Origin of the sequence: Prochlorococcus sp. MIT 1303 (assembly GCF_001631965.1) — a bacterium.
Classification (GTDB): Bacteria; Cyanobacteriota; Cyanobacteriia; order PCC-6307; family Cyanobiaceae; genus Prochlorococcus; species Prochlorococcus marinus_D.
The window spans coordinates 379795-401088 of record NZ_LVHK01000044.1; the positions used below are offsets into that span (position 1 = coordinate 379795).

General features: G+C 47.8%; 9 protein-coding genes. 7 read left to right on the plus strand and 2 right to left on the minus strand.

All coding sequences use genetic code 11. From position 1 onward, the window contains the following. Positions 1 to 1011 precede the first annotated feature (1011 nt). A complete protein-coding gene (locus PMIT1303_RS10955) occupies positions 1012 to 1416 on the plus strand; it encodes a Paralytic/GBP/PSP peptide (protein ID WP_231901471.1) in 405 nt (134 codons plus the stop codon). A gap of 403 nt (positions 1417 to 1819) precedes the next feature. Here PMIT1303_RS10955 and PMIT1303_RS10960 read toward each other — a convergent pair whose 3' ends face one another. Both PMIT1303_RS10960 and PMIT1303_RS10970 read right to left on the minus strand, forming a co-directional pair. Next, complete coding sequence (locus tag PMIT1303_RS10960; RefSeq protein ID WP_063398728.1) at positions 1820 to 2011, minus strand: hypothetical protein; 192 nt, start codon at positions 2009 to 2011, stop codon at positions 1820 to 1822. A 269-nt stretch (positions 2012 to 2280) separates the two neighbouring features. Beyond that, positions 2281 to 2784 (minus strand): DUF2062 domain-containing protein, encoded by a 504-nt coding sequence (locus PMIT1303_RS10970; RefSeq protein ID WP_063398730.1) that lies wholly within the window; start codon positions 2782 to 2784, stop codon positions 2281 to 2283. A gap of 65 nt (positions 2785 to 2849) precedes the next feature. Between PMIT1303_RS10970 and mnmE the strand changes: the two genes are divergently transcribed. From mnmE to PMIT1303_RS11000, 6 genes are all read left to right on the plus strand, one after another. Next, positions 2850 to 4262, plus strand: coding sequence for a tRNA uridine-5-carboxymethylaminomethyl(34) synthesis GTPase MnmE (gene mnmE / locus PMIT1303_RS10975; RefSeq protein WP_156487013.1), 1413 nt, complete (start codon positions 2850 to 2852; stop codon positions 4260 to 4262). A gap of 316 nt (positions 4263 to 4578) precedes the next feature. Continuing rightward, positions 4579 to 17775: an autotransporter outer membrane beta-barrel domain-containing protein gene (locus PMIT1303_RS10980; RefSeq protein ID WP_156487014.1), complete on the plus strand. Its 13197-nt coding sequence runs from the start codon at positions 4579 to 4581 to the stop codon at positions 17773 to 17775. A 214-nt stretch (positions 17776 to 17989) separates the two neighbouring features. After that, positions 17990 to 18874, plus strand: coding sequence for a carboxylating nicotinate-nucleotide diphosphorylase (nadC, locus tag PMIT1303_RS10985; protein WP_063398974.1), 885 nt, complete (start codon positions 17990 to 17992; stop codon positions 18872 to 18874). A 336-nt stretch (positions 18875 to 19210) separates the two neighbouring features. Further along, a complete protein-coding gene (locus PMIT1303_RS10990) occupies positions 19211 to 20233 on the plus strand; it encodes a GNAT family N-acetyltransferase (RefSeq protein ID WP_063398733.1) in 1023 nt (340 codons plus the stop codon). Positions 20234 to 20522: 289 nt separating this feature from the next. Then, on the plus strand, positions 20523 to 20795 hold the full coding sequence (locus PMIT1303_RS10995; protein ID WP_063398734.1) for a hypothetical protein: 273 nt from the start codon (positions 20523 to 20525) through the stop codon (positions 20793 to 20795). A gap of 70 nt (positions 20796 to 20865) precedes the next feature. Continuing rightward, positions 20866 to 21144 carry a hypothetical protein gene (locus tag PMIT1303_RS11000; RefSeq protein ID WP_063398735.1) on the plus strand — a complete coding sequence of 93 codons (279 nt, stop codon included), beginning with the start codon at positions 20866 to 20868 and terminating at the stop codon, positions 21142 to 21144. Positions 21145 to 21294: the final 150 nt, after the last annotated feature.

Here is a 21294-nt window from a genome sequence, read left to right on the forward strand (position 1 = left end):
CTTGTATTTGTTGATGATCTTAGGATCAGCACGCCACTCTGGAGAGAGTCCGTTGAGTTCGTGGGTCTCGCCAGTGCTTTCGTGGTCCACAAATTGCTGTTGCCAGTGTCAGCGTCTGACATCCACCGGCAAAGTATACGAATCGTTGGTTGACCGGCAACAGTGTGTGAGCAATTTTGCCGAGAGGATGATGATGTGGATTGAGCGTCTGCAGATATGGTTAATAAAATGGCAGAGAATACAACTGTGAGTATTTGCTTCACTTGACCATAGAATGATTTATGAGAATATATTCATTCACAGAATGTGGAGAAGGAGGCGTAGATGTTGTTGATGCAACATGGCACCGGTTTTCCTGCTGCGACCTTGACATCCGAGTAAAATAGCTCTGTCACTTGTACTAAGACGATGTCAGATCTTTCACTTCCTACTATCCTGGCAATTGCAGCACTGGTAGCTCTTATCCCTATAGCATTTGGTGGCTTTCTTGCAGTCAAACGTCGCACAATCACGAGTTAAATTATTCTTTTTGCCTAGTAGGTATCGTTTTAATATCAACCTCAGAAAGCTCTGGTATTACTACGATGCTTGCTACTTTTATTCAGTCAATTCGATCCTTGATGACCTACTAAGTAACGTGAGTGAAGCGAGACACCTCAGCAGTGATCATTTATCACTGCTGAGGTGTCAAAGTGATTTGATCACTTTCAAAACGACCATTCTTAAACCAATTGCTTTGTTATGCCCGATCAGCAGTCAATACAAATGTGTTATCTGCTTACAAAGAGACGATTGGCCCGGTTAAAAGTTTCGAACTATTGAGGGAGGTTATGGTATGCCTGCCATATTTCTTGATTTGGGTAACGGTAACCTTCTTCCACAGGTTTGGCTTATCTTAGTCATTGGAGCCTCTATAGCTAGCCAATACTGCTCTTGCCCCAACACCTGAACACATTTCAAGTCTTGACCCTGGCTATGTTCGGAGCAGTGGTGACGGCCTGCTGTACCGGCTTGACACTTGTTGTAAGGGCAGAAGCTGGTTGTGCAGCATTTGAGGCTATTGGATGGAATGAAAATTTAGCCTCTGGTGCAAAGTCAGGTTTGATAACTGGTGGCAGTTGGAGATGTTCAAATACTTACGCTGCTGGGGCTGGCTTTGTATCTGATGATTATGCAGTTACTGTACATACTTGTTTTGATGAAATATTCTGCAGTGATAGAGGCTTTGAAGTAGGAGCAATATACGTTCAGGTCAATAAGGATGGAATAAAAGGAAATTTCAGGGCTAGGGGACAGGTTCTCAAGACAGATCGTAAGAGCATGAAGGTGAAGCAGGTGGATTCGGATGTCGCATACAGCTGGACTGATGGTGAATACAATCAGTTCAATACTGCATCACTGTTGATAGAACGCTAGCCTTAGAGAAGGTAGTGGTTGCTACGATGAACATCAAGCAATGACTGCAAAGAAAATACCTGCAGCTAATAGAAGGCCTAAGTTCTCTGACCAAATTTATCTCTGCCCGACTAATGCAAGTGTTTAAGGGATTGACTCTTTCCCCTTCCAGTCCTATCTCCTGGGGGTTGATATTTTTTAGTGTCTATATTGTTGTACGTTCTATTGCCATAATCACGTTAATTCTCGAATTAGCATCAATGCTGTTGCCTTTTACTGGTCCAGGAGTTGAGGTTGTCATCGAACTGATTTTTTACACTCTTGTAACTTTTGTATTAAAGGCCAGATTGATGAAAAATAAACTCATCTCAATAGAGATGTTATAAGGGAAGAGCTTAAATGCAGACAATTGTAGTTATTTTCCTCAGTCTAGGTCTTCTTCATCAAGGAATCGATTGGCTACAAGGGCATCGACCACTGCGAGCAAGGCGCCGCAACCCCAGATCAAACGCCAGACCTGTTCTTCGGCAAATAAAGAGAGGCTGAGGAAGACCAACGCCAGCACCACGTCGAGAAGAAGTGCACGACGTATCAGTTGCGGGGGTAGTGGAGGCATAGGCTGTCTTAGCTCCTGTACTTGATATTCAGGATCGTGAAATTCACCCACTCATGGTCGGAGGAGATCGCTCCATCAATCTCTTTGATTGCATTAACTGTAGCTTGAGGTTGTGATTTTATGGCGATAAATTTAAATCTTTTATAATTATAGCTATTGAGATAACTCTCGACAGCCCCATCATCTTTGACATTCAATACAGGCCTTTCGCTTGATTCCTAAGAGGATTGGCATTCAGTAGATCTCAGCCTAGGTAAGCTAATTTTGGTTTAGTCATGTTTACTTTGGCTTCGCCTGCGAAAAACTCGCTGTCGTGATTTTGCTTTTGCTGGCCCTTTGAGCAATCCATAGACAACACAGCTTGTGAATAGAGCTGCGCTTGCTCCTACTAAGCTTGATCCAAGTAAAAGGCGAGTGCTGAAGGCCCAGCCTTGAGCCCAAAGATCTTGGTCATTGAGTTGAGTGAGGTCAAAGTCATTTTGGCCTTGGCCAATCAGGTAACAGCCAACTTGATAGTTGAACCAATAGAGCGGCAAATAGGTGATCGGGTTACTGATCCAGGTGCCTATGGCTGCAAGTACATGGTTGCCGCGCACCACACTGGCTAAGGCGACACCCAGCAGTGTCTGTAACCCGAAGAAAGGGAAGCAGCCGCTGAACACTCCCGCTGCGACCCCTCGCGCCCGTTGCCCTGGCGTTCCTTCTTGCTGCCAGAGCCAAACAAGCCAGCGGCGCAGTCGCCTGCTGATGCCCTGGAGGGTTTGCTGGATCATGGCCAGACCGAAGCAATGGTGCTGCAGGGTGGCGTTGATCGTAGGAAGGGCTGAAGGTGCCAGTGATGATGTCTTCTCCTATCCCGCATCAACAAACGATTGCCGCAGTGGCAACGGCGGTCGCACCAGGCCAAGGGGGTATTGCTGTGGTGCGGCTTTCTGGGCCTGCGGCTGAGGTCGTTGGGCGGAGTGTGGTGTCGATCCCGGGGAAACAACTTTGGGTTAGTCATCGTGTGTTGTATGGCCATGTGATGGATGAGTGCGGCCAGGAACGGATCGATGAAGTTCTTGTGTTGCTGATGAAGGGGCCACGCAGTTTCACTGGCGAGGATGTTGTGGAGATCCACTGTCATGGTGGATTGATGGCTGTTCAGCGGGTGCTTGAGCGTGTGTTGGCTCAGCCGCATGTGCGTCGGGCACTGCCTGGTGAGTTCAGCCAGCGGGCGGTGCTCAACGGCCGGCTTGACCTCACCCAGGCGGAAGCGATCAGTGAACTTGTGGCGGCGCGTAGTCGTCGAGCAGCCCAGTTGGCGATGACGGGAGTCGATGGAGGTATTCAGCGCCGCATCACCTCCCTGCGGGAAAGGTTGTTGGATCAGCTCAGTGAGCTGGAGGCTAGGGTTGATTTTGAGGAGGATCTTCCCCCTCTTGATGGTGCTGAGTTGTTAATTGAGTTGCAGTGCGTGCGGCGAGAGCTCGAACAGCTTGTTGAAGATGCCAAGCGTGGTGATGTGCTGCGTCAGGGGCTACAGGTGGCTCTGGTTGGTCGCCCTAATGTTGGCAAGAGCTCCCTGTTGAATCGCCTCAGCCGCCGGGAGCGGGCGATCGTGACGGATCTTCCTGGTACGACCAGGGATGTCTTGGAGAGCGAGATTGTGCTGGAGGGTGTGCCGATCACCTTGGTTGACACCGCAGGCATTCGCGCCACCAAAGATGCGTTGGAGCAACTTGGGATAGATCGTAGCCATCAGGCTCTCGCTGCAGCTGATGTGGCGTTGTTGGTGTTTGATCTCAGCCTGGGATGGACACACGACGATGCGGCGTTGCTCGCTCAGATCCCAGATGATCTGCCAAGGCTTCTTGTGGGTAATAAAGCTGATCTTCAGCCTGCCTCGATGGCTGCTTCGCTGATGGCTGCTTCGCTTAGCAATGAGGTTGATGCCAAAACCCCGGATGTGATGTTGAGCGCACTCACTGGGCAAGGAGAAGAGGCCTTGATTGAAGCTGTTTTGAAGGCTTGTGGGGCCAGCGAATCGCAGGGGTTAGTAGTCGCTCTCAATCAACGTCAGCGTGATTTGGCTCTCGCCGCTGCTGGGGCCTTGGGCCGTAGTCAGGAAGCAGCAGAGCACCAGTTGCCCTGGGATTTCTGGACCATTGATCTGCGGCAAGCGATCAGCAGCTTGGGTGAGATCACTGGCGAGGAGATCACAGAAGCTGTGCTTGATCGAATCTTTTCGCGTTTTTGTATTGGCAAATAATCGCGATGCTGCAAATGAATATCACGAGTAAAAGATGTCGTGATACGGCAGAGGCTTGATTCGCTCGGGCCTATCCGCAAATATATCTTTGCATGATAATGCCATCGTATTAATCGTTGAATGTGGTCAGGCTCGGTAGGCGTTGTGAATTCTTCTCGAGAAAGTTGAGCAATCTTTCATGTCCAGTGTGGTTGTTGACTGTTGGTGGTTGCTCTTGATTGGTCTTCTGACTAGCTTTCAAGAGACTTGCTAATGGCAAATCAAAAAAGCAACCTTACCTTTGCAGATTTTTTCTGCAGTATTTATTTTTAACCAATTGGCTTCAGCAGCTTTTGCAGATCCAGTTGAGGAAAATAATTTTAGTGATGCACAAAGTCCTTACTCATACCAGGGGAATGTTACTTATCCATTCATTTATAGTTTTGGCGGCAATGGTGAAGGTGGCGAAGGCGCTAGTTGTACTGAAAGTGCAACACATGGTGAAACCGGTGGAGATGGCCAAGATATTGATTTTCAGCTACAAGAACTCGACTCATTCCCAGGTTTAGCAGGAGCGCAATCTTCGGGTGGTGAAGGCGGCAGCGGCGGCGGCGGCGGCTGCTTTCATAGTGGAGTTAGTGGTGCTGATGGTGGCAATCCAGGAAATGTAGATGTTCGACTTAGTGCTGGAGTATTTATTAATAATCAAGGGGATGCTGATCTTGGATATGCTGTTGATCTAAATGGATATTTTATAGGTGCTATTGCTTCGGGTGCTGCAGGTAATGGAGGGAAAGGAGGAAATACAACTTGGTCGGGGACTGGTAGTGGAAATGGTGGGAATGGTGGAGTCTTAAAGGGAGAAGATCCTTCTTCTGTTTCCCTTACTGCTGATAATGGCTCTGTTATTAAGGTGTTGGCTAAAAATCCTGTGCTTGGTCTTTTTGCCCAAAGTACTGGTGGTTTAGGTGGTGATGCAGGGGAAAAATCATGGATAGCTGGAGGATCAAATGGCGGAGATGGTGGATTTTCTGGCCCAGTGAATGTTGAGAATCATGGTGTCATTCAAGCCTCTATTCTTTCTGATGATGCTTTAGGAGGTGCTGGGATCCTCATGCAGTCCGTAGGTGGTCAAGGAGGTCAAGCATCAGGAGGTACTTCATTGATTACTTATGGAGGAACTGAAGGTGGAACTGGTGGAGTCTCTGGCAACGTCTCAGTTATTAACACTGGCACAATTATCACCTCTGGTAATTCTGTTGTTGGCATTAATGCGCAGAGCATTGGAGGTGGAGGTGGTGCTGTGCCTGGCAGTACATCTTTGTATCAAGCAGCTGGCAATTCGGGTGGAGCTGGTGGTGATGGAGGAAATGCACTTGTTGAAATGACTTCAGGTAAGGTGAAAACATTTGGTGATTATTCAACAGGTATCCTGGCTCAGAGTATTGGTGGTGCTGGAGGAAATGTTGGCTATCAAACCTCTTTAAATACTGTCGGCTCTCAGGCAGGAGGTGGAGGTGATGGAAAAGAGGCAAACGTTCAATTAACAGGAGGGGCAATAATTACTGGCAGTAAAACGAAGCCTATTGGCTCGTATTCTCCTGGAGTTCTTATTCAAAGTATTGGCGGAGGTGGTGGCAGCGCTGGAACGAATACTGGGATTCTGGCTATTGGCTCCTATGGAGGTGAAGGAGGCGATGGAGGATTGGCAAAAGCAATTCTTGCTAATGCCTCTATAACGACTTACGAGCAGTATTCGCCGGGGATGCAGATTCAATCGATCGGAGGAGGAGGAGGTAATGGAGGTAATGCGAACTCGGGGAGTGTAAGTAGCCTTCATGTTGGTGGCGCAGATGGTGGAGAGGGTGGCGCTGGAGGTAATGCTGGTGATGTTTACCTGAATTCATCAGAATCATCTTCTGAAGCTGCTATCTCAACACGAGCCAATCATTCGCCAGGGATATTGCTTCAAAGTATTGGTGGCGGAGGTGGATCTGGCGGCAGTGCTTTTTCTATTTCGGCTAGTACAACATCCAGTTCCAGTGTTGCCGTAGGCGGCAAGGGCGGCAGCGGTGGCGATGGAGGGCAAATATACATTGGCAATGATTATCGTTTTGGCTCATTAGCATCTACTTCTCGTTCATTTTCGCCTGCCTTTGCTGCCATGAGCATTGGTGGCGGTGGCGGGAAAGGAGGCGATTCAACATCAATGAGCGCAGGTGGAACTCTTGCCTCAGCAATATCTGTTGGTGGTCAAGGAGGTAATGGAGGTGACTCTGGATTAATTAATTCAAAAATGTTTGGAACTTATGCAACAGATGGCTTTCAGTCACCAGCGCTGTCTTTCCAAAGTATTGGAGGAGGAGGAGGAACTGGTGGATCCAGCATGAGCTTAAGTGCCGGAGGCATAGCAGCAGCATCTGTTTCTGTTGGTGGAGCTGGAGGAGAAGGAGGGGAAGGTGGCAGTGTTCAAATTCAATTTGATGGGCAAGCTCTTAGTGATGGGTTGTTTTCGCCAGGAATCAACATCAACAGTATTGGAGGCGGAGGTGGAACAGGTGGATCCAGTATGAGTTTAGGTGTCGCAGGAATAGGAGCCGCTTCTGTTTCGGTTGGCGGTAAAGCAGGAAGCGGAGGAGATGCTGGTGATCTTGGTGATGATTCCCAGGCAATTGATATCCAAGGCCTTTTTTCTACTAATGATTTGTTTTCACCAGCAATTTATTTAAGCAGTATTGGTGGCGGAGGTGGAACTGGTGGAAGTTCAATAGCTGCAAGTGGATCTGCGTTTGCATCCTTCTCTGTCTCTGTTGGAGGCTTAGGTGCTGGCGCAGGCTCGGGTGGGGATGTTAATGCTTCGATTAATACAATCTCCGCGACAGATGCTTCTCATTCTCCTGTTGTCCATATTCAGAGTATTGGTGGTGGAGGTGGCACTGGTGGAAGTGCCACCAGTGGCAGCATTTCAATTAATCCAATAGCTGCTCTTAGTAGTGTTGTAGGAGTTGGTGCAAAGGGCGGAGATGGTGGAGATGGAGGTGACTTATCATTATCTCTAGCTGGTAACTATGTTGGCGGCTTATCTTTCCAAGATTTAGTCTCTACACCAATTTCTTTCTCTCCAGGAGTTCTTGCTCAATCGATTGGAGGAGGAGGAGGCAATGGGGGAGCTAGTACAGGACTAGGCGCTAGTTTTGCTGGTATAGGAGCCTTGAATGGCAATGTTTCGCTTGGAGGCAGTGCTGGTAGTGGTGGAAATGGAGGTGTTGTTGATATCCACTTGGGAGACGTCAAATTAATATCAACCAAGGGCTCTTTCTCCCCTGGAGTTTTTGCTCAATCTATTGGTGGTGGAGGCGGAACAGGTGGCACCAGCTACAGCATCTCATCTGCTGCTGCTGATAGCGTAGCTGCCAATGCTTCTGTTGCATTAGGTGGCTCTGGAGGTGGTGGTGGATTTGGATCATCAGTCAGCCTTGAATCCAATGGCGAATCAATTAATACGCAGGGTTCATTCTCTCCAGGTTTATCTGCTCAAAGCATTGGAGGTGGTGGTGGATTAGGGGGTAGTGCTTTTACTCTTTCAATCCCAGTTTCTGGCGACTTGTCTATGGATGGCAGCTATTCCTCAGGTGGTTTAGGAGGCTCGGGGAATACTTCTTCTGATGTCGTTTTAACATCCAGCTCAAATATATTTACGAATGGTACTCATTCTCCTGGACTATCTGCTCAGTCTATAGGCGGCGGCGGTGGTTCGGGCGGCAGTAATCTTTTAGCATCAGCATCTCTATCTGGATCTCTATCTGCTGATGGCTCTGGCAGTCTTGGAGGGAAAGGAGGATCTGGAGGTGATAGTGGATCTGTAACGATAGAATCAACAGCAGATTTGTTATCTTCTCGTGGCAGTTTCTCACCCACTATTTATGCACAAAGCATAGGTGGTGGTGGTGGATTTGGTGGCAGTTCACTAGATATTAGTGGTTCAGTTGGTGCTCGGGGCATTTCTTCTGGGACCTCAATTGGAGGAGCTGCGGGAGCAGGAGGGAGTGCAGGAGGTATCACAATTGTTAATTCCTCTGATTTGATGACTGGAGACCTTGCTGCTTCAGATGCTTCAGGTTTGTTGTCTCCCGGAATATTGGCTCAGTCGATTGGAGGTGGCGGCGGATATGGAGGATCAGCAATTGCAGGAAGCTTTACTTTGAGTTCAAATTCGTTTGTTAATAACGATAACTCGATTGGTGGATCTGCTGCGGCTGGCGGTAATGGAGGAGATATTTTTATCGATAATCAATCAGATATAAGCAAGGAATTATCCATAGTCACTCTAGGAGATCAGGCTTCTGCAATAGCCGCTATGAGTATTGGTGGCGGGGGCGGAAAAGGAGGCGTTAGTAAAAGTGGATCCTTTTCTATCTCAGGTAGCTCAACGTTATCGATGCTCAACTCAATTGGCGGTTCTGGAGGTGCAGCTGGTGATGGAGGTTCTATAAGCATTGAGAATAATGGCGTTATCAATACTGGCCTCGCTTTCGCCGATTTTGCCTCAGGTCATTTTTCGCATGGCGTGCTCGCTCAATCAATCGGCGGCGGCGGAGGAGAAGGTGGAACGAGCTATTCAGCCTCTCTTAGTGGAACTGGGCGTACCAGTCTGAATGCATTCTCTTCGATTGGTGGATCCGGTGCTAATGCTGGAGATGGAGGTAATGTTGAAATTAATAACGTATCTAGTCAGGTCAATACAAAAGGAAACTTTGCTTCTGGAATCTCAGCTCAATCAATAGGCGGCGGCGGCGGAGCTGGCGGTAATGCAATCTCACTTTTGGGATCGATTGGTGCGAGATCAATTTCTGCAGGAGTTGATGTTGGTGGTCAAGCAGGCTCAGGAGGAGATGGTGGAGAACTGGTTGTCAAGAATAATGGGTCTATTAGTACTGGCTCCAAGTCAGGTGAAAGAATATTTGGGCATTTCTCCCCTGGAATTATTGCGCAGTCTGTTGGCGGTGGTGGTGGATTTGGTGGTAATTCAGTTAATACACAGTTAAGTGGAACTGTAGGTGAAAAAGCGAATGCATCTTTAGGCGTTTCTGTCGGGGGTTCAGGTGCTAGAGGAGGAGATGGAGGAGATATCTTATTCTCAACTAATCACTTTGCCATCTCAACTCTCGGGAATTTTTCTCCTTCTATTGTGGTTCAGTCGATAGGAGGAGGTGGTGGTTCTGGTGGTTCAAGTTCAACCTTTAATCGATCGATTAATCTTAGTAGTAGTGCTGTGATAGATGGGGGAGTTAGTCTTGGTGGGGAAGGTGGCTTAGGTGGCAGTGGTGGTGATCTAGATCTTTCTTTCTTTTCGAAACAGCTCGATGTAGGAATTCTTACTGCAGGTGATTTTGCTTATGGATTGATGGCTCAGTCAATTGGGGGTGGAGGCGGAACTGGTGGAACTTCAAGCTCTTATTCTGAGACAAGCTCTTTTTCTGGTCGTCCCATCACACTTGGGTTTCAGAAGGCAGGGCTTGGTGGTGGTGGTGGCATGGGAGGGGATATATCTATTGATGGCTCTGGTCAGATTACAACTTTTGGCTATTCATCTTCTGCTCTTGTTGCTCAATCAATTGGAGGTGGGGGTGGAGCAGGTGGACAGGTGGATTCGTTTGCATCTACTAAGACTCAAACGGGTACAAAGCTTCAAGGATCCACTTCAATTTCTATTGGTGGAGTAGGTGGTTCTGGTAATAAAGCAGGCTCAGTTACCGTGCTGCCAGCTTCCGGTTCGGGAGGTAAGTTGCAGTTGGCTACTCGTGGCCATCATTCATTTGGGTTGTTAGCGCAAAGTATTGGAGGTGGAGGTGGTGTAGGAGGATCCTCTAGTGAATCATTGGAAAGTGAAAGTAAGGCTAAGTATGCACTTGGCTCGTTATCAAGTTTTGGTGGAGCTGCTGGAGATGGTGCTGATGCAGGTGAGATTCAAATAGGACAAATGCTTAATCCTCTCCCCATAACGATCTCGACCCAAGGGATTGGTTCGCCTGGTTTGGTAGCTCAGTCTATTGGCGGTGGTGGTGGTGTAGCAGGTAGCGCTTCATCCGAGGCACAAGGTGGTTCGATGGGTTCAGTGATGAGTTTTGGTGCATCGGGTGGTGCTGGTGGGTCCGGAAAATTAATTCAGGTATCGGCTCGTGGAGATATCACGACGTCTGGATTCTTGTCTCCTTCTTTATTGGCTCAGTCCATAGGAGGCGGAGGAGGGCTGGCTGGTAGCTCAACCAGCATTGCCAATTTGCAGACAGGTAGTTCATCTAGCTCATCACTGGAACTTGGAATTGCTGGATCGTCTGCAGGAGCAGGAGGAAGTGGGGGTAATGGTGGAGACATTCAACTGGATTTCAGTGGAAATATTGTCACCCAAAATATTGGTAGTGATGGACTCTTGATTCAAAGCATTGGCGGTGGCGGTGGCTATGGCGGAGTTTCAACGAGTGAATCAACCGCAGCAGCTGCTAAAAAGCTGTCTGCCTCATTAGCGATGTCGTTAGGTGGCAGCGGAGGTGATGGTGGCAATGGAGGCACCATCACCTCCGACACCTCCTTAGGCTTGGATGTTTTAACGCGCGGTGATAGTTCAATTGGCCTGGCTCTGCAGAGCCTGGGTGGTGGAGGCGGTCGTGGTGGTGCTGTAACCAGCTCAACGACTACAGATTCGAGTGCTGAATTGACCCTCGGAGCGTCTGCTTCTCGAGGTGGTAGCGGCGGGGGCGGCGGTCAGGCTGGCTCTGTTTCATTGGGCAGCAACAAAAAAGCAGCGCAAATCAAACTCCTCACGACAGGCCGAAATGCACCAACCATGGTTTTGCAGAGCATTGGCGGTGGTGGTGGTATCGGATCTCAAACAACGAGTGGTGCAACGTCTGGCAATCTTTCGGCGACCTTTGCATTGGGTGGCTCAGGTGGTGATGGGGGGTCTGGTGGCAAGGTTCTCCTGAATAGTGAGATCCAGGCCACAAGTCTTGGCGATGCTTCTCATGGTCTTTTGCTGCAGTCGATTGGCGGTGGCGGGGGACAAGGAGGTGTTGTCACATCGAATGTCTCCGCGAAGTCGCTATCGGCTGAGAGTGACATTTCACTTGGCATGTCTGTGGCTGTGGGTGGCAAGGGCGGAACAGGTGCTAATGCGGATTCAGTGACAGCAGATCTCAGCGGGAGCGTTAACACCTACGGCAATCACTCTTCTGGATTGACGCTGCAATCGATTGGCGGTGGTGGTGGTTCTGCCGGCAGGGTTATCAGTTCGAGTCAAGCTAGTGAATCAGAACTCAGCCTCGGTTTGTCTGTTGCCTTAGGAGCTCAGGGAGGGGAAGGAGCTGATGCAGGCCAAATTGTATTAACAACAAGTTCAATTGAACCCCTAAAGGTGAGAACGGAAGGTGCCATCAGCCCTGCTATCTTGCTGCAGTCCATTGGCGGTGGCGGCGGCCAATCTTCTATTGTCAACAGTGTCGCCTCCGCGACTGACAGCGATTATTCCCTTGGTGCAGGATTCTCAAAAACCGGCTCATCAGGTGGAGGCGGTGATGGAGCAAGCGTTGTAGTCGATCTTAAACAGCTTGATCTTCAGACTTCTGGGCCTGTTTCCGCGGGATTGATAGCTCAAAGCATTGGAGGAGGTGGTGGCTCTGCAGGTGCAGTGTCTTCATCTTTAGGTAAAGCAGAAATTGGTTTTGCCGCATCACTTGGTGGCCAGGGAGGTTCTGGTGGGGATGGAGGAAGAATAAAAATAAATACTGGCCCTGGAAAGATCATGACTTCAGGTGCGGCATCAAATGCTGTTCTTGTTCAATCTATTGGCGGCGGCGGTGGCCAGGCGAGTCAAGTTAAAACTGGAAGAAGTCTTGCCAATACCACGATTACTGGTGCACTGGGTGGTGCTGGTGCTGGTGGTGGTCAAGGGGAATTGGTGTCGATTGAAAACCAAACATCTTTGCTGACCACTGGCAATAATTCTGTTGGCTTATTGGCTCAAAGTATTGGCGGTGGAGGTGGATCATCAAACATGTCTTTAGCGAAGGATAGGTCTTTTGGAAGTTTCCAGGGGCATATCCAAGTAGGAGGAACGGCCGGCGCCGGGGGAGATGGTGGCCCTGTCACTCTTGATAATTATTCGACTGTCACAACATCAGGTGAACAGTCGCATTCCATATTTGTGCAAAGTATCGGAGGAGGAGGTGGCCGTGTCGCGTTTCAGGCAGGACGACCTGAAACGGAGTCGCAAATGTCTTTGAACTTTGGTGGAACAGCAGGTTCAGGAGGAGATGGAAAAGCTATTGATATTTATAATTCAGGAAGAATTATTGCCACAGGGAATTCGTCTTATGGTATCTACTCTCAATCTTTAGGTGGTGGAGGTGGTTCTCTTTCAAGCACTTCGCCGGTAAGTATTAGCTTGGGTGCAAGAGGTGGAGATGGTGGAGATGGTGGAGCTATTGCCATCACTAATTCAAAAGATGCTTCGATTACAACTGCTGGTGAAAATGGTGTTGGCATCTTGGCGTTGTCTCTTGGCGGCGGCGGCGGAGATGTTGCGGTTACTCAAGACGATGTAACCCTTGGGAGTAGTGGTGGAACAGGTGGCTCTGGTGGCAACATACTGGTTGTTAATAAGGGGGGAATTACCACTAGAGCGGATGGTGGAGTCGGCATTTATGCCAAGAGCATTGGCGGTGGTGGTGGCCGTGTTACTGACAGTATTAATAGCGGAGACTTACGGCTTGGATCTATGGGTGTCGCCGGCTCTGATGGCGGGGAAGTGGAGGTTTTGAACCTAGGTTCAATTACATCAATAGGACCAAATTCTGTTCCTATTCAATTGAGTAACTTGGGAGGTGGAGGTGGAGATGCACGCGATGGATATGGTCAAGGTCAACTCGGTAGTATTAGAAGTTCGGGTACATCTGGTGCAAGTACGCTGACCAATTCAGGAGCTGTTGGCTCATGGGGATCATCATCGCCAGCAGTCTTTCAACAATCGATTGGTGGAGGAGGAGGAAGTGTTAATAGTTTGAATGGTGATGCAAGGCTTGGTTCAATCAGCGCCAATTCGGCACAAAATACGCGCCCATTGGAGCTAAATAATACTGGGAATATTTTTACTCATGGTGATTTCTCGCCTGGTATCCTCGTTCAGGCCATAGGTGGTGGTGGTGGAAGAGTTAATATCGTTTCAGGTGACGCATTTCTTGGTAGTCAGTTGATAAGTGAAACGGCGAACCTTTCTTCTGGGTCTATTGATATTGAATCTATCGGCAATAAGATTTTAACTTTGGGTGATATCAGCCCAGGGATTGTGGCTCAGAGCATTGGTGGAGGTGGTGGTTGGGTCGGAGTTATCGGTGAAAATCTAAATATGGGTGTCGAAAAGGCAAGTGGTTTATTGCGTAGTGGCCTTGTTAAAGTTGATAATCAATCCGATATTTTAACCGCAGGAAAGAATTCGGCGGGGATGATTCTTCAGTCTGTTGGCGGTGGTGGTGGATTGTCTTCTTATGCGGGTGGTTCAATTTATCTGGGCTCTCAGGATGGAGAAGGAGTGTTGTCTAGTGGTGGAATGGTTGTTGACAATGATGCAGAAATTAGAACTATAGATGATAGTTCTGCAGGTATTGCGGCTCTCACGATTGGTGGCGGTGGTGGTTTTATTTCTGGTAGCAATAATAAAGTTGCTGATTTGATTCGTTTGGGCGGGTCTGGTAATCAAATTGGCATCAGCAAGATCTCAGAGGTTAGGGTCTCAAAGAATAGTGTGATCTCAACTGAAGGCCTTAATTCTCCTGGCATTTTGGCTCAATCTGTTGGTGGTGGAGGTGGATATACCAATCAAGCGGCGAAGGTTGCGAGCCTTGGTCAGATCGGTGGTTTTGGAGAAGGAGGTGATGTTTCAGTGATTAATCATGGCCGCATTTCTACTAGCGGTCGCCGATCAATTGGCGTAGTAGCTCAAAGCATCGGTGCTGGTGGTGGAACAGCTGATCAAAGCACTGAGCGTCTTTGGATGGGTGCACGTGGCGGGGCCAGAGGTTCGGCTGGCAACGTCAGCGTAAAAAACACTAAAGGTGTGATCACCACGTCTGGGAATCATTCGATAGCCGTTGTCGCTCAGTCAGTTGGCGGTGGAGGTGGCAGGCTCTCAACTGCTTCAGGAGATGTTCAGCTTGGAGCCAGTGGAGGTTCGGGAGACGGAGGAGAGGTCACACTTGCCAATATTGATGGAATTATCTCAACTACTGGAGCATTCTCTCCACCCTATTTAATGCAAAGTGTTGGCGGTGGTGGTGGCCATGTCGCATCTGCTGGTGATGCAATAGCAATAGACACCAGCGTCATGCTTGGCGGTGGTATTGACGGTACAGAAGGGAATGGCGGACAACTTAAACTGCTCAATTACTCCGGAGTGATTGAGTCACAAGGCAAGTTTTCACCAGGAGTTATTCATCAGTCGATTGGCGGTGGTGGTGGCTGGCTAGGTGATATGCCTGCTGGCATTTTGTCGATGGGAGGCTTAACAACCGGGCCTTCGAGTGGTAGTGATTTAAACCTTCGGCTACCTCTCTCTGTTCAAACTGGAGCGGCTAATAGTCCTGGTGTATTGGTGCAGTCTCTTGGCGCTGGGGGCGGTGTCGCTGGTCGAGTTTTTAATCAAGCCTCTTTAGGCGGAACTCTTCAAGAGAGTGTTATTGGAGATGCTGGATCAATTGTTTATAGCAGCAATGATCTGCCTATTATTACTCTTGGAGATGAATCGCCAGGTGTGATCTTGCAGAGTATTGGTGGCGGTGGTGGGTGGATCGGTAGTGTTGGAGAAGACGTGGATATGGGTGCAAGAATGCAAGCCAATTCATCAGCTGAAGGTAGTAATATTTCTGCAATAAGTAACTCTATTATTTTGACTAGAGGTAAGCATTCTCCTGCTTTTGTAGCGCAAACCATTGGCGGCGGCGGCGGGTATGTACAACTCGCGGATTCGGTTGATTTTGGTGTCTCTGATGGACTGGCAGCCTCGCTTTCCGCATCTACTGAATCTGGAGATATTACTTTTGTGAATGATGGTTCCTTGCGAACAAAAGGCTTGAATAGTTTTGGTGTGCTGCTCCAGTCTGTAGCTGGTGGTGGAGGGATTTCTGGCAGCAAAAGTGGTCAAGTGTCTTTAGCTGATGGAAATGACTCACCCTCTGGAGATATAGAATTTACAAATCTTGGAACTATTGAAACCACTGGGCTTGGAGCTCATGCCGTTGTTCTGCAAAGTATTAGTGGAGGCGGTGGTTATGTATTTGGTGCTACCAATATTGATGCTTTCCCTCAAGGAGAGAGTCGGCCGAGTGGTCGATCAGGTGATATTACGATCAGAAACTCTGGAGATATTTTTGCTAAAGGCCAGAATTCTATTGGTGTTTTTGCTAATACAGCGACGAATGGCGCCTTCGTCTATCAGAATCCAGATGGAACTATTAGTCAGCAAATTCAGAATATATCTGATGGAGATGAATATGCTGGTCAAGTTAGAGTTACTAATTCAGGCCAGATTGTGGCCTCTGGTGTGGGTGGTATTGGCATCACCAAGAGTACCAACCTAAAGCAAAGTCATGGCAATCTCTATGTTGAGAACTTGGAAGGTGCTTTGATTCAGGGTGGCCCTGATGGAGCCGCTATTCAGCTTCCAACAGATGAGACTGAAACGGTCATTAACAAAGGTATGATTATTGGCGGCCCCTTGGGCCAAGACCCTGCGATTCGAGGAGTCAGAGGAAATGATTTGGTCGAAAACTATTCATTGATTGCAGGCGATATCAACATTCCCGGTGGTCGTACGCAAGTCATCAATCATGAAGGGGCCAGAATTGAGGCTAATCAAATAGTCCTTGACAGGCGCTCGTCATTTATTAATGAAGGCCTTCTTTCCCCCAACGGAGCTCATCGTCTTGGAGAGGTCACTATTGCAGCTAAATATATTCAATCTGAGAGCGGCAATTATTTGGCTGACCTTGAGGTGCCGACTGGCGATACTGATCATTTGAATCTTCTATTTGCTTCCGCTCTAGGCGGTAACATTGTTCTTGTACCGACCAAGACTGGGCAAGCAATACCAGGCTCTTTTATGAGTGATGACATCCTTGATTCTGGCAGATTGCCATACGATTCTCTTGATTTTGTTTATCCAGAATCAGCCGTTGCTAGTTATGCATTGGTTCCTGGTAGCAAGCCTGGATCTAGCCTTGCATTTGAATATGATGTTGATTTTAGTCCTGCTGGTTTAGATCCTAATAGTAAGGCTGTTGGTGATGCGGTTAATGAAATTCAGCTTGCCGGTAGCACTTCGGCTGAACAGCGACTGTTTACTGCTTATGCATACTCGTTGCCTACAGTCTCGGAGCTCAATGAGGCTTACCGGCAAGTGTCTGGAGAGCAAAATACAGCTTTTTCGCAGTCTATTTTGCAGGTTACGAGAAATTTCTTGGATACTGTTCAAAGCAATATCAGCGATGTCAATCTCGATTCCTATAACTCTTGCAGTGTTTTGACTTACTCTGGTGACGAAGTAGGTGAATCGGCTGATCAAGTCACCCCATGCCCAAGATGGAGAGCGTGGTTTGAAACTGGCAGTTATCAGTCCAGTACGCCTGGGCAAGGCAGTTCTAAGCAAAGTGACATTGCGCTTAATTCTTTTAATTCCAGCCTGGGTGTAGATGCATTACTGAGCGAAAATACATCTGTTGGAATCGCAGGCCAATTCTCAAAGATTTGGACTAATACATATAATTTGGCAGCATCGGGATCTGCAAATCTTTGGAATGGACTCGCTTATGTGAAACAAAAACTTGGTTCGAAAACCTTCTTGACAGCACAGTTTGGAGCAGGATCATCACAGACGGATATTGACCGCTATGTGACTCTGCCAATTTCTACAACGGAATCATCGAAGGTAGATGCATGGAATCTTATGGGGCGGCTGCAATTGAGTCATGATATAGAAACCAATAAAAATGGTGGGCTGTTGAAGCCAAGCATAGGCATTGGCTACTTGGTTAATAGCCAGAGCGCTTATGAGGAATCAACAGATGCTAGTTCACTAGGTTGGCGACCTGATAGCAATCGATTTGATAACTCATTGGATCTTCTAGAGCCAAGCCATAGCTTGAAATATTCATCTCAATCCTATACGTCAATCCCCCTGGAGCTGAAGCTTGATTTTAAACACCCTTTTGAAATTGGGAACGTTGATTTAGTGTCGCGAATTGATGTCGGCTATGGTTTGGATTTGGGCGATACGTCAAGAGAAATAACAGCAGAATTTGCCAATGCTCCTGGCCCTACGTTCACTGTTGCTGGAACACCTGCTCCTTCCTCTTGGTGGGACTTGGGCTTGGCACTAGATGTTCATTTTGATGAACGCTTTATGATCTATCTGAACGGTCGAACACAGTTGGCTGTAGGTGGTTCTCAATCAATTAATTATGGAGGTGGCTTCCGGTTCAGGTTCTAATAATTTTCGTTTGTACGAATATATTCAATGCCTTAATTATATCGGTTTCTATTTAATTGCTTCCTTTTCATTGATTCTTGCAGGATAGATCCTTTCTGTTGGCTGAGGCCCACCTTGCGTCAAGGTTTGGGCTCTTGGTAGCCAATCAGTATGGATAGCCGCGATCATGGTTGGATTCCATCTTTGTGGCCGCTTTTGGCTTGTTGACCTGCTCATGGCCTTGCCAGCAGTTTCATTGACCCTGACTCCAGAACTGCGCAGCAGGCTTGAGAGCTGGTTGGCAGAAGATCTTGGTCGTGGTGATCTCACCTCTCCAGCTTTGAAGGGTTGCAGTGGCCATGCTCGTTGGGAAGCCAAAGCTGCGGGTGTGTTTTGTGGTGGAGTGTTCGTTGAGCCATTGCTGCATGCGCTTGATCCAAAGGCCAGGGTGCAGCTTCTCGTCAATGAAGGGGCTTCAGTTTCAGTTGGCCAAGATTTACTGCGGTTTGAGGGGCAGGCCTCAGCGTTGGTGGCTGTGGAGCGAACAGCCCTGAATTTGGCGATGCGATTGTCTGGCGTGGCAACTGCAACTGCCGCACTCGTGGATCAGTTGCGTGGGTCGTCTGTGCGCTTGGCTGACACCCGTAAGACCACTCCTGGGCTACGTGTGTTGGAGAAGTACGCCGTTCGCTGTGGGGGGGGAGTGAATCACCGATGTGGTTTGGATGATGCAGCGATGCTGAAGGAGAACCACTTGGCTTGGGCTGGCGGCATGGCTGCAGCTGTCGCCGCTGTTCGCACAAGCGCACCATGGCCAGCTCAAGTGATCGTTGAAGCGGAAACTGCCGAACAGGCTGATGAGGCGATTCGGGCTGGAGCCAATGGTGTGCTGTTGGATGAATTTTCCCCTGAGGCGCTTCACAGCCTGGTGCCCCGTTTGCGTTTATTGGCAGAGCAGCGAGCTGAAGGGCCTGTGGTTCTGGAGGCGTCTGGTGTGGACCCTGGCCAGTTGCATGCTTACGCGGCAACGGGGATTGATTTGATCTCGACGAGTGCTCCGGTGACGCGCAGTTCCTGGCTTGATATCAGCATGCGGTTTGAATCAACGACGCCTGCTTAATAGGTATTTAGGTTGTTCGGCTTTAAGCCAACCTTCTTTCCAGTCAAGCGACTGCCTCAAGCTTTGCGTTGAAACTCAGTATTCAAAACACTATGAGCTGATCACTTAGAGGTTGATCCCAGTGCAGAGATCACTCTGACTCTCCTTATCGCTTACTGCTGCTGACCTCTTGCTTTAGCAAGTTCTCTTATTCAGCCTGTCAGTGTTTAACAAGACAAAGACAGTGCAGACGATCAAGGTGTGATTAAGATCAACCTCTAAGACTCTATGTAACTTTCCCTTGGGAAACCAACTTGATCTAAAATCGCGGCTAAAGTCAACAATAAAGAGTAGTGAATGTCTACCATTGATTCATTTGGACAGCCTTTCTTGATAGCTAATGGCCAAGATGCTATTGCCTTTAAAGGCTTGACGGCGAAGAGCTTAAGAGCAAGGCTTGACAATATTGCGCAGAGAATAACTTGTAAAAATCATGAGGCTTTTCCAGCGTATGTTGCCTGGGGAGTTAGGTCTCATGAAGGCCAAGGAGAGCCAGTTGCGCTGTTGCTTGCTTGTGTTCAAGATGCTTGTGATAGTGAAAGTATAAGATTGCAAATAGACAGCTTGGCTGTAAGAAAAGCATGGCAAGGCAATGGGATAGCAAGCAATCTTGTTGATGCTGCTACACGATGGGCAAGAAAGCACAAGATTCACGAAGTCACTCTTGTTATGCCATTGGGTCAACTCTCTACCACTGCGCTTGATCGAATGACACAAAAAGAGGCTGGCTGGAAGGATGATCCAGGAAAGACCATAGTTACCCTTTCAGATCCAATGAAAGTTGGTCCATTGCTTGTTCGTCTAGATCGAATGGCTAAGCGACAACAACAGAGATGGGGATGGAAGATTGCTCCCTATCCTGATGAGCTAACTTCCGAACTTCAGGCTCGGCTTGCAGCTCCAGATGAAGACAACATTGGGAAGCCATATGATCCAAATCAGCCCTATTCATCAGGTTGCCACTCTTTAAGATATAGTCGACTTTTGATGGCTGATGATAAGTTAATAGGTTGGCTTGCGGCTCATCAATTATCTCCTAATTTAATTCGCTATGCTAAGGTTTGGGTGGATCCTGGCTGGGAAAAGAGTGGTGGGTTATTAGCAATGGTTGCAGACGTTATGCATTCGGCTCATTTTGCTGGCATAGACTTACAAAATATAAATCAGCATGTTGCTCAACCAATTGCGAAGGGTTGTTTTGCTTTTCATCCAGATCACATTAATATGCCCAGAATGAGCGAACGTCATTTTCGGCCTGTCTCAGACCAATGGGTCGAGACTCGGATCAGAAGCTTTCAATTATCCAATACAAAGCAATAGTTTTTATATGTGTGTAGATAAATCTATCATCGCTTCATATTACCTATTGATTAAGCCTTTGACATGCATGTAAGCCTCTTGCTGTTTTTTGGGCATAGGAACACAGCAATAACATAGATGTGGGTTTCATGTCATTTCAGAGAAACTAGATAGCAGTCTTTTGGGATCTGGTTAAGCCTTACATTCCAATCCCAAGGTAAGCGTATTGTCACACCATGAATAGCTGTGAGTCAGATCATGCCATCAGACACTGATGCTGCTATAAGGTAGGAATTGAAAAGATGAAACCATGGCCACTCTTGAGCAATTCAAGCAAGTGCGAGCTTCTGTATCACCTGAAATAGAGACTGAACTGTATCAGCTAGTTATTCAAGACCTAGAAGCAGCTGTTGAGAGAATGATTGTGATTGGTAAGGAGAATGGAGTCAGTTTTACTATTGATGAAGTTAGGTCTTATTTAAGGGATTTAGATGAAGAGGATGAGTTTGATGATATTGAGCTGAATGAAGCTACATTGGCGGCTGTTGCTGGAGGTGAGGCGGCAGCTAGGGGCGGCTGCTAATTAATGTCAGTAAGATTCCTGAACCATTGCTGTTCCTTCTGCTTTATCAGTCCTTCTTAAATTCCAAACAATGCCAACTATCCAAGAGTTCAAACAAATCAGAGCTTCTTTAGCACCTGAAGCACAAACTGAACTTTATGGGCTAGTCATTCAAGACCTAGATTCAGCAGTGCAAAGGATGATTGGGATTGCTAGTGAGAATGGAGTTAGTTTTACCGCTGATGAAGTCAGGAGTTATCTACGGGAGATGGATGCAGAGGATGAGTTCGATGATATTGAGCTAGATGTGGCAACACTTGCGGCAGTATCCGGCGGGGGCAACCCGGCAGGGGCCGGTAAGGAGAGTTAACTATAGAACACTCAAACTCCCCTGCAATTATAGAGGAGTTTCATTTCTTTAATCACCTCAATATTAGCTTATAACGCCATCCGAAACCTGGCACATTGAATTAAAGAAAGTTGCCTTGATGCCTTATTTAGTAGGAAGAAAATTAGTAAT

Bases quoted from the DNA above. Each gene is read 5' to 3' on its own strand.
- PMIT1303_RS10960 (WP_063398728.1), bottom strand. From the start codon at position 2,011: ATGCCTCCACTACCCCCGCAACTGATACGTCGTGCACTTCTTCTCGAC.
- PMIT1303_RS10970 (WP_063398730.1), bottom strand. From the start codon at position 2,784: ATGATCCAGCAAACCCTCCAGGGCATCAGCAGGCGACTGCGCCGCTGG.
- mnmE (WP_156487013.1), top strand. From the start codon at position 2,850: ATGATGTCTTCTCCTATCCCGCATCAACAAACGATTGCCGCAGTGGCA.
- nadC (WP_063398974.1), top strand. From the start codon at position 17,990: ATGGCCTTGCCAGCAGTTTCATTGACCCTGACTCCAGAACTGCGCAGC.
- PMIT1303_RS10990 (WP_063398733.1), top strand. From the start codon at position 19,211: ATGTCTACCATTGATTCATTTGGACAGCCTTTCTTGATAGCTAATGGC.
- PMIT1303_RS10995 (WP_063398734.1), top strand. From the start codon at position 20,523: ATGGCCACTCTTGAGCAATTCAAGCAAGTGCGAGCTTCTGTATCACCT.
- PMIT1303_RS11000 (WP_063398735.1), top strand. From the start codon at position 20,866: ATGCCAACTATCCAAGAGTTCAAACAAATCAGAGCTTCTTTAGCACCT.